We start from the raw sequence: 15,115 nt of genomic DNA on the forward strand, positions 1-15,115 counted from the left end.
GGCTGCGCGGCGAGGCGCGGCGCGAGCTGCGGCGGATCGGGCGGCGCGTCAACCGCAGCGGCCGCGGCGGGCGCTTCGACGGCGCCGCCGCGCTCAGCGCGCGCGAGCGCGAGGTCGCCGAGCTGGCCGCCGGCGGCACCACCAACCGCGCGATCGCGGCCGAGCTGTTCCTCAGCGAGAAGACGGTCGAGAGCCATCTCGCGAGCGCCTTCGTGAAGCTCGCGGTCAACGGCCGCGGCGCGCTCGCCGCCGCGCTCGCGGCCTGACGCGCCCCATCACTCGCAGCCTCCGCGCGCCTTTCACCTCTCACCTTCGGGAGAGGAAAGGTTCGACCGCACGCTCAATTGGTACGAGATTCTTGACATTTGATCACGCATATCGCTAGCGTGCCCACCACGGTCGCACGCCAGTCGATCCCACCCAGATCGCAGGTGGCTGACGCGCAGGGACTCGCTCCCGGACCGTGACGGGCAGGTCGCGCAGGTCGCGCGCCCCCGCCCGCCTGTCGGAGGAGAACGGAGACAGCAGAGACGCCCTCGATGGTGCACGCCCGCGCTCGGTCCCGACGCGGCGGCGCGCGTCGGCGGCCGCGCTCGGCTCGGCATGTGGCACGAGAGGAATGGGCGATGGCGACGGACCTCACCGCGAGACGGCAACCGGCTCCAGACACGGGTGGCGGACGCTCCCAGCAGCGCGCACAGGCGCAGCAGGTGCGGGCGGTGCTGGCGCGCTACGGCGTGCTCGCGGCGATGGTGATCACCTTCGCCGTCTTCAGCCTGCTGCGGCCCGACTCGTTCTTCACCGCGCTGACGATGAAGGGGATCCTGCGCGACTGCGCGCCGCTGCTGATCGTCGCGCTCGGGGTCACGGTCGTGCTCGTGATGAACGAGTACGACCTCGCCGTCGGCGGCCTCATCAGCCTCTGCGCGACGATCGTCGTCGTCCTCCTCTCGACCCAGTACGAGGGGATGAACTACTGGGTCGCGATCATCCTGACGCTCGGGATCGGCACCGCGCTCGGCGCCGGCCAGGGCGTGCTGATCGCCTATCTGAGACTGCCGAGCTTCATCCTCACGATCGCGATGAGCACGGTCTTCACCGGGCTCGGACTGCAGCTCGTCGACAGCCAGAGCGTCTTCGAGGGGATCGCGCCCGGCTACGCCGAGATCGCCAACGGCACCTTCCTCGGCTTCTCCAACGTCGTCTTCATCGGCCTCGCCGTCCTGCTGATCGCGCACGTGCTGCTGCGCCACACCGAGCCCGGCCGCTACATGTACGCGATCGGCGGCAACCGCGAGGCGGCGCGGCTGTCGGGCCTGCGCGTGCGGCTGCTGCTCGCGGTCGGCTTCGCGATCGTCGGTCTGACCGCCGCGATCGCCGGCGTGCTGATGACCTCGCAGGCGGCCGCCGCCAACCCCAACACCGGTGTCGGCCTGCTGCTGCCGGCGTACGCCGCCGCCTTCCTTGGCTCGAGCATGTTCCGCGTCGGCGTCTTCACGCCGCTCGGCACCGCGCTCGGCGCGCTCTACCTGCAGATCATCGGGACCGGCCTGACGATCCTCAGCCTCAGCGGTCCGCTCGTGCAGATCATCCAGGGCGGGATCCTCGCCGCCGCGGTGCTGATCTCGCGGCTCGTGCGCGGCGGGAGCGAGCAGTGAGCGGCGCGCCGGTCGTCTCCGCGCGCGGGCTCGTCAAGCGCTACCCCGGCGTCGTCGCGCTCGACCACGCCGACCTCGACCTGCACGGCGGCGAGGTGCTCGGCCTCGTCGGCAAGAACGGCGCCGGCAAGAGCAGCCTGATCAAGGTCCTCGCCGGCGTCTCCAGCGCGGACGAGGGCGAGGTGCTGATCGACGGCCAGCCGCTCCCCGCCGGCTACGCGCCGCACGTCGCGCACAAGCTCGGGCTCGCCTTCGTCCATCAGGAGCTGGGCAACTTCCCCTCGCTGACGGTCGCCGAGAACGTCGCGCTCGGGACCCGCTACCCGCGCCGCGCCGGCCTGCTGATCGCGCGCGGCCCGCTGCGCAGACGGGTCGCCGCGGTGCTCGACGAGCTGGAGGCCGAGATCGATCCCGACGCGCACGCCGGCGACCTCTCCAGCGTCGAGCAGCGCGTCGTGATGATCGCCCGCGCGCTCTACCACGACGCGCGCGTGCTGGTGCTCGACGAACCGAGCGTCTCGCTGACGGTCGAGGAGATCGGCCACCTCCACGCGATCGTGCGACGGCTGCGCGACAAGGGCCAGTCGGTCGTCTATGTCTCCCACCGGCTCGGCGAGATCGTCTCGCTGACCGACCGCGTCGTCGTGATGCAGGACGGCCGCGTGACGCTGGAGCGCGCGACCAGCGACCTCGACGAGGGCGCGCTCGTGCAGGCGATCGCCGGCAGCGCCGCCGCCGCGGCCGAGCGCAGAGCGCCGCCGGCCCCGCAGGTCGCCGACGGCGCCACGCCGCTGCTGCGCGTGCGCGGCCTCGCGCGCCCGCCGCGCGTCGCCGACGTCAGCTTCGACCTGCACGCCGGCGAGATCCTCGGGATCGCCGGGCTCGTCGGCTCGGGCCGCACCGAGGTCGCGCGGATGGTCTTCGGCGCCGACCGCCCGAGCGCCGGCACGATCGAGGTCGACGGCGCCGCGCTGCGCGCGAGAACGCCGGTCGACGCGATCCGCGCCGGCATCGCGCTGCTGCCCGAGGACCGCCGCCACGAGGGGCTCGTGCTCGACTTCGACGTGCGCGAGAACGTCACGCTCGCCTCGCTCGGCCGCCACCGCGCCGGCAGACTGCTGCCGCTGCCGCGGCGTTCCAGCGAGAAGCGTGCGACGAGCGCGATGATCGAGCGGCTGGCGATCCGCACGCCGTCGGACGCGCAGGAGGTGCGGCGCCTCTCCGGCGGCAACCAGCAGAAGGTCGTGCTGGCCAAGTGGCTGCAGCGCTCCGAGCGCGTGCTGATCTTCGACGAGCCGGCCCAAGGGGTCGACGTCGGGGCGAAGGAGGAGATGTTCTCGCTCATCCGCGCGATCGCCGCCGAGGGGCGGGCGGCGATCGTGATCTCGTCGGACTACTCGGAGCTGGTCGGCCTCTGCACGCGCGTGATCGCGCTGCAGGAGGGCCGCGTGACGGGGACCGTCGCGGGTGAGGAGATCACGGAGGAGGCGCTGGTGCGGCTGTCGTACGCCGCCGCCGCGTGACGCAGTGAGACGGGGTGCCGCCCTGTCCGGGGCGGCACCGGTTCGCAACAAAGGACGGAACATCTCATGCATCGCTTCGTAGAGGCGTGGCGTGCCGGCACCAGGCTCCGGCGTGCCGCGTTGGCCGTGCTGCTCGCGCTCGTCGCGGGTGTCGCGGTCGCCGGCTGCGGGTCGTCCGACGACGACGCAGCCGACACCAGCGCCGCCACGACGGCCGCGCCGGCCGACACGACGGCCGCCGCCGACGCCCCGGCGGAGGCGCCCAGAGCAGAGGCCTCGGGCGGCTACATCTGGTCCGGCACGCCCGAGGAGGCCGAGGAGGCCGTCAGAGCCGGCGAGGCCGACGCCGGCGAACCGGTCGAGCCGCCCACCGGCAGATCGATCGGCGTGATCCAGCTGTCGGGGCAGTCGGCCACCAGCAAGGCGATCAAGGCGGCCGCCGAGGAGATCGGCGACCTGTTCGGCTACAGAGTCAACGTCTGCGACCCGAACTTCGACGCGCAGAAGGTCCCGCAGTGCGCGACCTCGATCGTCTCGCAGAACCCGAGCGTCGTCTTCTCGGTCAGCCAGAACCCGGGCCCGATGGGCTCGGCGGTCAAGCAGGCCGGTGACAGAAGAATCCCGTGGTTCGGGACCGGCTCGGCGTCGACCAGATCGCCCTACATCAACGACCTCGGGATCGACGGCTTCGCGCTCGCCAGAACGCTCGACGAGTGGCTCTTCAGAGCGATGGACGAGAGAAGCACGGCCGACCCGAAGAGACTGTTCGCGATCACGGCGCCGACCGTCGGAGTGGCCAGCCTCAACGAGGAGAACCAGCTCAAGGACGACATCGAGGCGGCCGGCGGGATCGAGCTGATCAAGCACGACCTCGACCTCGCCAACGCCGTTCAGGACACGCTCAACACGACTCGTCAGACGCTCGAGCAGAACCCCGATCTCGCGGGCATGTGGACGCTCTGCGACTTCTGTCTGCCGCTGATGGCGCAGACGGTCGCCTCCAAGCAGCCGGGCGAGCGCAGAACGGTCGTCGCCGGCATGTTCTCCAGCCCCGAGACGATCGCCGACATCCGCTCCGGCAGAGCCGACGCCGTCGCCGACTACGCCTGGGCGCTGCCCGTCTGGGTCGGCATGGACCAGGCGCTGCGCGAGTGGACCCGCGGCGACTCGATCGACCAGGGCGAGGCGATCTACGACGACTACTCGCTGCCGTTCATGGAGCCGTACGTGATCACGAGAGAGAACGCGCTCGCCTCCGGGCCGGCGCCGATCTACGGCCCCGACTACGAGACCTACTTCAAGACGAAGTGGGCGAAGGAGTACGGCGTCGGCTGATCGCGGCCGCCGCCTGACGCCATGGCTCAGACGACCGTCACCGCCGTCCGTCCGCGGGTGCCTGCGCGCGCCCGCGGTCGGGCCGACGGCGCCGTGAAGGCGTCGGGCCGGGCGCGTTACACGGCCGACCTGGAGCTGCCGGGCATGCTGCACGCCCGGCTGCTGCTGGCCGGTCGGCCGCATGCGCGGCTGCGGTCGCTTGACGTGGGCGCGGCGCGGGCCGCCGCGGGGGTGCGCGCCGTGCTGACGCAGGTCGACGTGCCGGACGTGCGCTACGGCATGTGCGTCCGCGACCGCACGCTGTTCGTCGACGAGGTCGCGCGCTACGAGGGCGAGATCGTCGCCGCGGTCGCGGCCGACACGCGGGCGCAGGCTGATGCCGCGGTGGGGTTGATCTCCGCGGAGTGGGACGACCTGCCGCCGCTGCTCGACTCGGAGGCGGCGTTGGCTGCGGACGCGGTTCCGCTGCACCCCGCGTGGCGTTCGTACGCGATCGACCGCGAGGAGACGCGCAGCGCCAACGACTGCGCGCACGTGACGCTCGTGAAGGGTGATGTGGATGCGGGGTTCGCTTCGGCGTTCGCCGTCGTCGAGCAGTCGTTTGCGACCGACATGACCCACCCGCTCGCGATCGAGCCGCACGCCGTGCTGGCCGACTGGCGCGACGGCGCGGTCACGATCTGGACGACGACGCAGGTCCCGTTCCTCGCGCGCGCCGGCGTCGCGCTGACGCTCGGGCTGCCCGAGTCGGCCGTGCGCGTCGTCGTCACCCACCTCGGCGGCGGCTTCGGCGGCAAGTGCGACTTCCACCTCGAAGCGCATGCGGCCGCGCTCTCGCGTGCCGCGGGGCGGCCGGTGCGGCTGGTGCTGAGCCGCGCGGAGGAGTTCGTCGTCCCCGACCTCACCCGCCACCCGATCTCGATGACCTTCTCGACCGCGTTGCGCGAGGACGGCACGATCGCCGCCCGCCGCGCGCGGCTCGTGCTCGACAGCGGCGCCTATGCCTCGCACGGCCCGACCGCGAGCGAGATCGCGACCTTGATGGCCGTCGGTCCGTACCGGATCGACGACCTCGCGATCGAGGCCCACACCGTCTACACCTCGCGCACGCCGGCCGGCTCGACGCGCGCACCGACCGGGCCGCAGCTCTGCTGGGCGCTGGAGCAGCACACCGACGCGCTGGCCGCCCGCGCCGACCTCGACCCGATCGCCTTCCGCCTGCGCAACCTCGTCGGCGACGGCGACACGGGTCCGACCGGCCAGCGCCTCGTCCGCCCGACCGCGCGCGACTGCCTGCTGCGGGCGGAGGAGGTGATGCGAGCGGGTGGCGGGGCTGCGCCCGAACCAGGCTGGCTCGAAGGGGTCGGCTTCGCGGTCGGCACGTGGGGCAACGTGCCGCTGCCCTCGGGCGCGAGCGTGCGGATGCACGCCGACGGCAGCGCGACGCTCGTCAGCGGCGCGCAGGACAACGGCTCCGGCGCGGCGGTCGCGCTGCCGGCGCTGGTCGCCGACGTGCTCGGGATCACGGTCGAGCGGGTGGCGCTCGTCCACCAGGACACCGGCGCGACGCCGTTCGACTACGGCAGCCTCGGCAGCCAGACGACGTTCAACGCCGGCCGCGCCGCGCTCGCCGCCGCCGACGAGGTCGCGGCGCGGCTGCGCGCGGATGCGGCGGAGCGGCTGGGCTGCGCGGCGTCGGAGGTCGTGCTGCAAGGCGGGCGTGCAACGGCAGGGGAGGAGCGCATCCCGATCGCCGATCTCGCCGCTGCCGCGCAGGCCGCCGGCCGGCCGCTCGCCGCCGAGGTCTCGCCACAGCCGCCGGAGCGGCCCGCGGAGCCGGGCGCGGCGCGCTCGCAAGGGCGGGCGATGTACTCGTCGTTCCCGTTCCCGGCCTACTACTGCTGCGCGGCGCGGGTCGCGGTCGACCCGGCGACCGGCCGCGTCGTCGTGCGCCGCGTCGTCGCCTGTCATGACGTCGGCGAGGTGCTCAACCGCCCCGGCGCCGAGGGTCAGATCGAGGGCGGGGTCGCCCACTCGCTCGGGCTGGCGCTGAGCGAGGGGGCGGTGCTCGACGGTGGCCGGCAGCTGACGACGCGGCTGATGGACTACCGCCTCCAGACGGCCGCCGACGTCCCGCCGATCGACGTCGAGCTGATCGCCCCGCGCACGCCCGGCGACGGCCCCCGCGGCGCGCGCGGGATCGGCGAGGCCGGCGTGATCGCCGCCGCCGGCGCCGTCGCCAACGCGATCGCCGACGCCACCGGCGTCCAGCTCCGCCAGCTCCCGATGCTCCCCCACCGCGTGTGGGCCGCCCTGCGCGATGCCGAGGCGGCGTCGTGAGCGCGATGGCGGTGCCGCGCACGCTGGCGGAGGCGCTGGCGGTGCTGGCTGCGCGGCCGGAAGCGCTGGTCGTGGCGGGTGGGAGCGACGTCGTGCCGGCGCTGCGGGCGGGGCGGCGCGAGCAGCCGGCCGCGTGGCTGCTGCTGCACGAGCTGGGCTCGCTCGCCGGAATCGCGCCGCAGCCCGGCGGCGGGCTGCGGATCGGCGCCGCGACGACCGTCGCCGCACTGGAGCGCGACCCGCGCGTCCGGCCGGGCGCGACCGCGCTCGCCGACGCCGCCGCCCTGATCGGCGCGCCCGCGACGCGGACCGTCGCGACCGTCGGCGGCAACCTCGTCAACGGCTCGCCCGCGATGGACCTCGGCGCGCCGCTGCTGGCGCTCGGCGCGACGGTCGAACTGGCCGCGGCCGGCGGCACCCGCCGCCTGCCGTTGGAGCAGTTCCTGCTCGGCCCCGGCCGCGTCGACCTGCGCGCGGGGGAGCTGCTCGTCGCGATCGAGCTTCCGCCCGCCGCCGCGCCGGGCGACGCCGCGCCGCGCGCCGGCTCCGCCTACGTTCGCATCGGCGGACGGGCGGCGATGGAGGTGGCGTTGGCGGGGGCGGCGGCTGAGGTCGTGCTCGCGCCCGGCGGCGCGACGATCGCCGCGGCGCGGGTCGCGCTCTGCGCTGTCGCGTCGACCTGCCTGCGGGCACCGGCCGCCGAGGCGCTGCTGATCGGCGCCGCGCCGGAGCCGGCGGTGCTCGACGCCGCGGCACGCGCCGCTGTCGGTCACACCGCCGCGATCGACGACCACCGCGCCCCGGCTGCCTACCGCGAGGCGGTCGTCGAGGTCGCGTTGCGGCGGGCGTTGGACACGGCAGTGGAGCGGGCCCGATGACCGTCACGCTCACCGTCAACGGCGAGCCGCGCACGCTCGACCTGCCACCGCAGACCACTCTGCTGGAGCTGCTGCGCGAGCGACTCGGGCTGACCGGAGCGAAGGAGGGGTGTGACGACGGCGAGTGCGGTGCCTGCACGGTGCTGCTCGACGGCGCTCCCGTCAACGCCTGCATCCTGCTCGCGGCGCAGGCCGGCGGCCGCGCGGTCACGACCGTCGAGGGCGTGCACGGTGACGGCGGGCCGGGCGATCCCCACCCGCTCCAGCGGGCGCTCGTCGAGCACGGCGCGATCCAGTGCGGCTTCTGCACGCCGGGGATCGTGATGGCCGCGCTCGCGGCCGAGCCCGCCGCTGACGAGTCCGCCATCCGCCGCGCGCTCGCGGGCAACCTCTGCCGCTGCACGGGCTACCAGAAAGTGGTGCAGGCCGTCCTGGCCTGGGCCGACGACCACCACGAAAGGGAGCGCCGTGGACCTTCGGCGTGAGCAACCAGAGCAGCTGCGCGTGCTGTTCGCCTTCGGGCTGACGCCCGACTTCTACCGCGCCGACACCGAGCACGTGAACGCCTGCGTCGCCGCCTTCGACACCGCCTTCGACGGTCTCCACGCGCGCTTCGGCGTGACGGTGCTCGCGAGCATGGACGACGACCAGCTGCAGGTCGGGCCGTCGGCGGCGTGGCCGTGGACGGCGTACGTGATCGCCGACGCGCCCTCGACAGAGGCGGTGATCGCGGTCTGCAACATCGTGCGCGAGACGCCGGTGCTCGAGAACCGGCTGTGGAAGTACGTCAAGGTCGAGGCGCGGATCGGCCGCCCGCTCTTCTTCGCGAGATCATGAGCGCGCCCGGCGACAGCGCGCCCAGCGCGAATGCGGCGCATGCGGGCGCGCGCGTCGCGCTCGTCACCGGCAGCGCCCAGGGCGTCGGCGCGGCGATCGCGCAGGAGCTGCTCGCGCGCGGCCACCGCGTCGTGCTCGTCGACCGCGACGAGCAGGCCAACACCGCCACCCAAGCGCGGCTCGACCCCGACCAGACGGCCACCCACGCGCTCACGCTCGACCTCCGCGACGCCGCCGCGATCGAGCCCGCGGTCGCCGCGGCCCACGAACGCTGGGGCCGCCTCGACGTCCTCGTCAACAGCGCCGCGTACACGACGCCGACGCCGCTCCCAGAGATCACCGTCGACGAATGGGACGACGTGCTCGACACGAACCTGCGCGCCGTCTTCCTGCTCAGCCGCGCGGCCGGCGCGCGCATGAGCGAGCGCGGCTGGGGCCGGATCGTCAACATCGCCTCGCTCGCCGGCCAGGCGCCGCGACCGAGCGGGATCCCCTACGCCGCCTCGAAGGCCGGTGTGATCGCGCTCACCCGCTCCTTCGCCGCTGAGCTGGCGCGCGACGGCGTGACCGTCAACGCGGTCGCGCCCGGCCCGATCGAGACGCCGATGGTGAAGACGGTCGCGCCGGAGATCCTCCAGCGGCTCGTCGGCTCCATCCCCGTCGGCCGCATCGGCAGCCCGCGCGAGGTCGCCGCGCTCGTCGCCTTCCTCGCCTCCGACGACGCCGGCTTCGTCACCGGCGCGACCTACGACGTCAACGGCGGCGCCGCGATGCGCTGAGGCGCCCGCACCGCGCCGAATCCCGCCGAACACCACGAGGACGAACCCACGCACATGACCCCATCACAGGAGACCGGCGGGCTGCGCTTCGGCGTCGACACCGGCGGCACGTTCACCGACCTGGTCGTCGAGGGCCTGCCGGGCGGGCTGCGCTTCTTCAAGCGCCCGACGACCCCGGACGATCCCGTCCGCGGGCTGCTCGACGTCGTCGAGGCGGCCGCCGCCGAGCTGGGCACCGACAGCGGCGAGCTGCTCGGCCGAGCCGGGATGTTCATCCACGGCACGACGCGCGCGACCAACGCGATCGTCGAGGGCGCGACCGCCCGCACCGCGCTGCTGACGACCGACGGCCACCGCGACGTGCTGCTGATCCGCGAGGGCGGCGGTCGCATCACGCCGATGGACTACACGCAGACCTATCCCGACCCGTACGTGCCGCGCGCGCTGACCTTCGAGGTGCCGGAGCGGATCGGCGCCGAGGGCCAGGTGCGGCGACCGCTCGACGAGCAGGCGGTCGTCGAGATCGCCGCGCGGCTGCGCGAGGAGCGCGTCGAGGCGGTCGCGGTCTGCCTGCTGTGGTCGGTCGTCAACCCGGTCCACGAGCTGCGCGTCGGCGAGCTGCTGCGCGAGCACCTGCCGGGCGTCCCGGTGACGCTCTCGCACGCGCTCAACCCGACCGTGCGCGAGTACCGGCGCGCCTCCAGCGCCGCGATCGACGCCTCACTGAAGCCGCTGATGAGCCGCTACATCGGCGACCTCGACGAGCGCCTGCGGATCGCCGGCTTCGGCGGCCGCCTGCTGATCCTGACCTCGGCCGGCGGCGTGCTCGACGCGCGCGACGTGTGGGACAGCCCGATCCACTCGATCGGCTCCGGCCCGGCCGCGGCGCCGGTCGCCGGGCGCCACTTCGCCAGCATCGACGCCGGCTCCGACTACGCGATCGTGACCGACGCCGGCGGCACCACCTACGACGTCGGCCTGATCCGCCGCGGGCGGATCCCGTGGACGCGCGAGACGATCGTCGGCCACCCGGTGCAGGGCAACATCACCGGCTTCCCGTCGGTCGACGTCAAGAGCGTCGGCGCCGGCGGCGGCTCGATCGGCTGGGTCGACGACGGCGGCATGCTGCACGTCGGCCCGCAGTCGGCCGGCTCCGACCCGGGCCCCGTCTGCTGGAACCGCGGCGGCACACGCCCAACCGTCACCGACGCCTGCGTCGTGCTCGGCTGGCTCGACCCCGACTACTTCCTCGGCGGCGAGATGCGGATCGAGCCGGCGCTGGCGCGGCAGGCGATCAGCCGCGACGTCGCCGAGCCGCTCGGCCTGCCGGTCGAGCAGGCGGCCGCCGCCGTGCTCGACCTCGCCTGCGAGCGGATGGTGACCGCGATCGAGGAGATCACGCTCAACCAGGGGCTCGACCCGCGCGAGGCGGTGACGGTCGGCGGGGGCGGCGGCGCGGGACTGTACGCGGCGACGATCGCCAGACGGCTCGGCTCCGAGCGCGTCGTGATCCCCGCCGTCTCGGCCGCGCTGAGCGCCGCCGGCGCGCTGCTGAGCGAGCTGTCGCGCGACTTCCAGCGGATCCAGCTCTCCTCCTCGCGCGCCTTCGACGCGGCCACCGCGAACGCAACGCTGGAGGCGCTCGTCGCCGACTGCGAGGCGTTCCGCGCCGGCGCCGGACGCGACGCGGTCGCCTCGGAGGTGCGGCTGTCGGTCGAGGCGCGCTACCCGAACCAGGTGTGGGAGGTCGAGGTGCCGCTGCCAGTGCAGCGGTTCGCGAGCGAGGACGACGTCGCCGCGCTGGAGCAGGCCTTCCACCGCGCCCACGAGGAGCTGTTCGCCTTCAGCGACGGCGACTCGGGGATCGAGATCGTCTCCTGGCACGCGCACGTCAGCTGCCGTCTGCACGAGGCCGCCGACGTGACGATCGCCGCGCCGGCCGCCGCCCCGGAGGAGCCGCGCACGCGCGCGGCCTACTTCAGCGGCCACGGCACCGTCGCGACCGCCGTCCACCGCATCGAGCAGCTCGCGGCCGGCGCGGCCGTCGCCGGCCCCGCGATCGTGGAGTCGCCCGTCACGACCGTCGTCGTCCCGCCGGGGGCCGCGCTGCAACGGCTCGACTCCGGCTCGCTGCTGCTGCTGACCGGCGCCGCCGCAACCCCCGTCCTCACCCCCGCCCTCGTCGAAACGGAGCAGCCGCGATGACCCCGACCACCGGCACCAGAACGCTCGACGGCCTCCAGCTCGCGCTCGTCACCAACCGCCTCGACGCGATCGTCGGCGCGATGATGAACACGCTGCTGCGCAGCGCGCGCTCGGCGATCATGAACGTCGCGCGCGACTTCTCCTGCGGGATCCTGACCGCCGACGACGAGATCCTGACCGTCGCCGAATCGCTCCCCTGCCACACCTTCCGCGGCCCCGACATCCAGGCCGCGTACATGAGAAGGGTCCACCCGAGACTGAAGCGCGGCGACGCCTTCCTGCACAACTCGCCCTACGACGGCAACTCGCACGCCGCCGACTGGTGCATCCTCGCGCCGGTCATCGACGACGCCGGCGTGCACCGCTACACCGTCTTCGCGAAGGCGCACGTCGCCGACTGCGGCAACTCGATCCCGACGACCTTCTACGCCGACGCGACCGACGTCTATCAGGAGGGCGCGCTGATCTTCCCCTGCACGAAGGTGCAGGACCAGTACGAGGTCGTCGACGACTTCGTGCGTCAGTGCCAGGTGCGGATCCGCGTGCCGGACATGTGGCACGGCGACTTCCTCGCGATCCTCGGCTCGACGCGCGTCGGCGAGCGGCGGCTGCTGGAGCTGCTCGACGAGCTGGGCGAGGAGACGCTGCGCGACTACCAGACGACCTGGTTCGACTACTGCGAGCAGCGGATGGCGAACGCGATCGCCGACCTGCCCGGCGGCCAGGTGCGGGTGAGGCTCGCGCACGACCCGCTGCCGGGCGCGCCCGACGGCGTGCCGATCAACGTCGACCTCGCCGTCGACCCCGACGCCGGCCGCATCGAGATCGACCTGACCGACAACCTCGACTGCCTCCCGATCGGCCTGAACCTGACCGAGGCGACCGCCGTCTCCAACTCGATGACGGGGATCTTCTCCAGCCTCGCGCAGCAGGTGCCGCCGAACGCCGGCAGCTTCCGCCGCATCGACGTGAAGCTGCGCGAGAACTGCGTCGTCGGGATCCCGCGCCACCCGTTCTCGTGCTCGGCCGCGACGACCAACCTGGCGGAGACGCTCGGCAAGGCGGTCGCGATGGGCGTCGCGAAGCTCGGCGACGGCTTCGGGATGGCCGAGATCGGCAAGGTGCTGCCGCCGGCGATGGGCGTGATCTCCGGCGTCGACCCGCGCGAGGGCCGGGGCCCGTTCATCAACTTCCTCTGCCTGCTTGTGACCAACGGCGCGGGCGCGCCGCACGCCGACGGCTGGCTGACGGTGATCGGCGTCGGCGTCGCCGGCCTGCAGCTGCACGACTCGGTCGAGATCGACGAGATGAAGTACCCGATCGAGGTGCGGCGGCAGGAGATCATCCCGGACTCCGAGGGCGCCGGCCGCTTCCGCGGCGCCCCGGGCGCGCTCGTCGAGTACGGGCCGATCGACACGCAGCTGGAGGTGATCTACATGAGCGACGGGACCGAGACGGCGCCCGAGGGCGTGCGAGGCGGCCTGCCCGGCGCGCGCGCCGAGCAGTTCCGCCGCCGCGTCGACGGCACGCTGGAGCGGCTCGGCGCGCACGGCCAGGTGGTGCTGGAGGCCGGCGAGACGATCGTCTCGCGCTCGACCGGCGGGGGCGGGTACGGCCCGCCGACCGACCGCGACCCCGAGCGCGTGCGCAAGGACGTGCGCGAGGGCTGGGTCTCGCCGTCGCGCGCCGAGGAGGTCTACGGCGTCGTGCTCGACGGCGACGGGGCGGTCGACGTGGAGGGGACGGAGGAGCGCCGCGGGGCGCTGACGGGCCGCGCGCGGCTGCTGGCCGGAGTCACCGCGTGACGCCCGGCGGCGGTGGCCTCGACGGCGGCGGCGTTGGCGGCGCGGGCGGGCTTGACCCGCACGCGATCGACTCGCTCGCCGCGCTGCGGGCGCGCTATCGCGAGCCGCACCCGCTCGTGCTGCGCAAGCAGCTCGACGCGCTCGACGGCCACTGCCGCCGCTTCGTCGCCCGCTCGCCGCTCGTCTTCGTGGCGACGGCGGGCGCCGACGGCCGCTGCGACGTCTCACCGCGCGGCGACGGGCCGGGCTTCGTGCGCGTGCTCGACGACCACCGCCTCGCGCTGCCCGACCGCAAGGGCAACGACCGCCTCGACGGGTTGCGCAACGTGCTGGAGAACCCGCACGCCGGGCTGCTGTTCGTCGTCCCCGGCTGCGACGACACGCTGCGCGTCAACGGCCGCGCGGCGATCACGGCCGATCCGCAGCTGCTGGCGTCGATGGCGGTCGGCGGGAGGGAGCCGCGCAGCGCGCTCGTCGTGACGGCGGAGGAGGTCTTCCTGCACTGCGGGCGGGCGTTCAAGCGCGGCCGGGTGTGGGATCCGGAGTCGTTCGCGGTGCGCGGAGAGCTGCCGACGCTCGGCGCGATGCTGCGCGACCAGACCGCCCCCGACGCCGCCGAGCGCAGGCTGCTGGCCGACTCCGAGACGGCGGAGCTGTACTGATGCGCATCGTCGTCTTGCATGGCCCGGGCGTCGACTGCCACCGCCCGTCGCTGGAGCGCTGGTGCGCGGCGCAGGAGGGGGTCGCGGTGGAGCTGGTGGTGTGCGAGGACGCCGTCTCCCTCCTGCGTGAACTTGCCACACCGGCTCCCGTCATCTTCGCCCCGGGCGATCTCAGCGGGAACGAGGAGGTGCAGGCCGCGGCCGCCGCCCGCGCCGCCGGCCCGCTGATCTGGTTCGAGCTGGAGGCGGCGCTGGGGCCGCCGCCGGCGACGATCTCCGCGGCGCGTGTGCAGACCGTCCGCGGCCGCGGGATCGACGGCCACCGCTGGGCGCTGCGCAGCCTGCTGGAGCGCGCCGCGTGGCCGTTCTCGACCCACGCCTACGGCGACGGCCGCGACCAGGTCGGCGACCTGCGGCTGCCGGCCGGCGCCGCGCCGCCCGGAGGCTTCCCCGTCGTCGCGCTGCTGCACGGCGGCGCCTGGCGGGCGCAGTGGGAGCGCGACCTGATGGACGCGCTCGCGGTCGACCTCGCGCGGCGCGGCTACGCGAGCTGGAACGTCGAGTACCGGCGCGTGGGGGAGGGCGGCGGTTGGCCGCAGACGTTCGACGACGTCGCCGCCGCGATCGACCTGCTCGCGCAGCTCGACGCCCCGCTCGACCTCGCCCGCGTCGCCCTCCTCGGCCACTCCGCCGGCGGCCACCTGGCGCTGTGGGCGGCGGCACGCCACCCGCCCGCCCTCGTCGTCTCGCTCGCCGGCCTGCCGGACATGGCCGAGACGTCGCGGCGGGCGACCTACGACGACGGCGCGACCGCGCTGCTCGGCGGGCGGCCCGACGAGTTCCCCGAGCGCTACGCGCTCGCCTCGCCTCACGAACTGCTGCCGCTCGGCGTGCGCCAGCTGCTCGTGCACGGCACGGCCGACCAGCCCGACAACGTCGACATGAACCGCAGCTACGCCGAGCGCGCCGCGGCGGCCGGGGACTGGGTCGAGCTGCTGGAGCTGGAGGGCGTCGAGCACTTAGCCCCGATCGAGCCGCGCTCGGCGGCGTGGGCGACGATCGCGAACCGGTTGGAGGCGCTGTTGTGAGCACC

13 protein-coding genes are annotated in these 15,115 nt (G+C 74.2%); all 13 read left to right on the forward strand.

Features of this window, described 5'->3' with window-relative positions; genetic code table 11:
* Nucleotides 1-266: helix-turn-helix domain-containing protein (locus tag R7226_RS18255; protein ID WP_318598676.1), on the forward strand; the 266-nt coding region annotated here is incomplete at its 5' end.
* A gap of 360 nt (nt 267-626) precedes the next feature.
* Entirely contained in the window at nt 627-1,658 is a 1,032-nt protein-coding gene (locus R7226_RS18260; RefSeq protein WP_318598677.1) for an ABC transporter permease, read from the forward strand.
* A complete protein-coding gene (locus R7226_RS18265) occupies nt 1,655-3,181 on the forward strand; it encodes a sugar ABC transporter ATP-binding protein (RefSeq protein WP_318598678.1) in 1,527 nt (508 codons plus the stop codon). Before R7226_RS18260 ends, R7226_RS18265 begins: the two co-directional genes overlap by 4 nt.
* A 66-nt stretch (nt 3,182-3,247) precedes the next feature.
* The gene (locus R7226_RS18270; protein ID WP_318598679.1) at nt 3,248-4,516 is read left to right on the forward strand and encodes a sugar ABC transporter substrate-binding protein; all 1,269 of its coding nucleotides are present in this window, start codon (nt 3,248-3,250) and stop codon (nt 4,514-4,516) included.
* Nucleotides 4,517-4,537: 21 nt separating this feature from the next.
* Entirely contained in the window at nt 4,538-6,856 is a 2,319-nt protein-coding gene (locus tag R7226_RS18275; RefSeq protein ID WP_318598680.1) for a xanthine dehydrogenase family protein molybdopterin-binding subunit, read from the forward strand.
* Nucleotides 6,857-6,861: 5 nt separating this feature from the next.
* Nucleotides 6,862-7,734: an FAD binding domain-containing protein gene (locus R7226_RS18280; protein WP_318598713.1), complete on the forward strand. Its 873-nt coding sequence runs from the start codon at nt 6,862-6,864 to the stop codon at nt 7,732-7,734.
* Entirely contained in the window at nt 7,731-8,219 is a 489-nt protein-coding gene (locus R7226_RS18285) for a (2Fe-2S)-binding protein (RefSeq protein ID WP_318598681.1), read from the forward strand. Before R7226_RS18280 ends, R7226_RS18285 begins: the two co-directional genes overlap by 4 nt.
* Complete coding sequence (locus R7226_RS18290) at nt 8,203-8,571, forward strand: hypothetical protein (protein WP_318598682.1); 369 nt, start codon at nt 8,203-8,205, stop codon at nt 8,569-8,571. Before R7226_RS18285 ends, R7226_RS18290 begins: the two co-directional genes overlap by 17 nt.
* The gene (locus R7226_RS18295; RefSeq protein WP_318598683.1) at nt 8,568-9,350 is read left to right on the forward strand and encodes an SDR family NAD(P)-dependent oxidoreductase; all 783 of its coding nucleotides are present in this window, start codon (nt 8,568-8,570) and stop codon (nt 9,348-9,350) included. The genes R7226_RS18290 and R7226_RS18295 overlap by 4 nt, the downstream gene beginning before the upstream one ends.
* A gap of 54 nt (nt 9,351-9,404) precedes the next feature.
* The gene (locus R7226_RS18300; RefSeq protein WP_318598684.1) at nt 9,405-11,555 is read left to right on the forward strand and encodes a hydantoinase/oxoprolinase family protein; all 2,151 of its coding nucleotides are present in this window, start codon (nt 9,405-9,407) and stop codon (nt 11,553-11,555) included.
* Nucleotides 11,552-13,360 carry a hydantoinase B/oxoprolinase family protein gene (locus R7226_RS18305; protein ID WP_318598685.1) on the forward strand — a complete coding sequence of 603 codons (1,809 nt, stop codon included), beginning with the start codon at nt 11,552-11,554 and terminating at the stop codon, nt 13,358-13,360. The genes R7226_RS18300 and R7226_RS18305 overlap by 4 nt, the downstream gene beginning before the upstream one ends.
* On the forward strand, nt 13,357-14,022 hold the full coding sequence (locus R7226_RS18310) for a pyridoxamine 5'-phosphate oxidase family protein (protein ID WP_318598686.1): 666 nt from the start codon (nt 13,357-13,359) through the stop codon (nt 14,020-14,022). Before R7226_RS18305 ends, R7226_RS18310 begins: the two co-directional genes overlap by 4 nt.
* Entirely contained in the window at nt 14,022-15,110 is a 1,089-nt protein-coding gene (locus tag R7226_RS18315) for an alpha/beta hydrolase family protein (RefSeq protein WP_318598687.1), read from the forward strand. Before R7226_RS18310 ends, R7226_RS18315 begins: the two co-directional genes overlap by 1 nt.
* Nucleotides 15,111-15,115 lie beyond the last annotated feature (5 nt).

Source organism: Conexibacter stalactiti (assembly GCF_033542075.1).
GTDB classification, from domain to species: Bacteria; Actinomycetota; Thermoleophilia; order Solirubrobacterales; family Solirubrobacteraceae; genus Conexibacter; species Conexibacter stalactiti.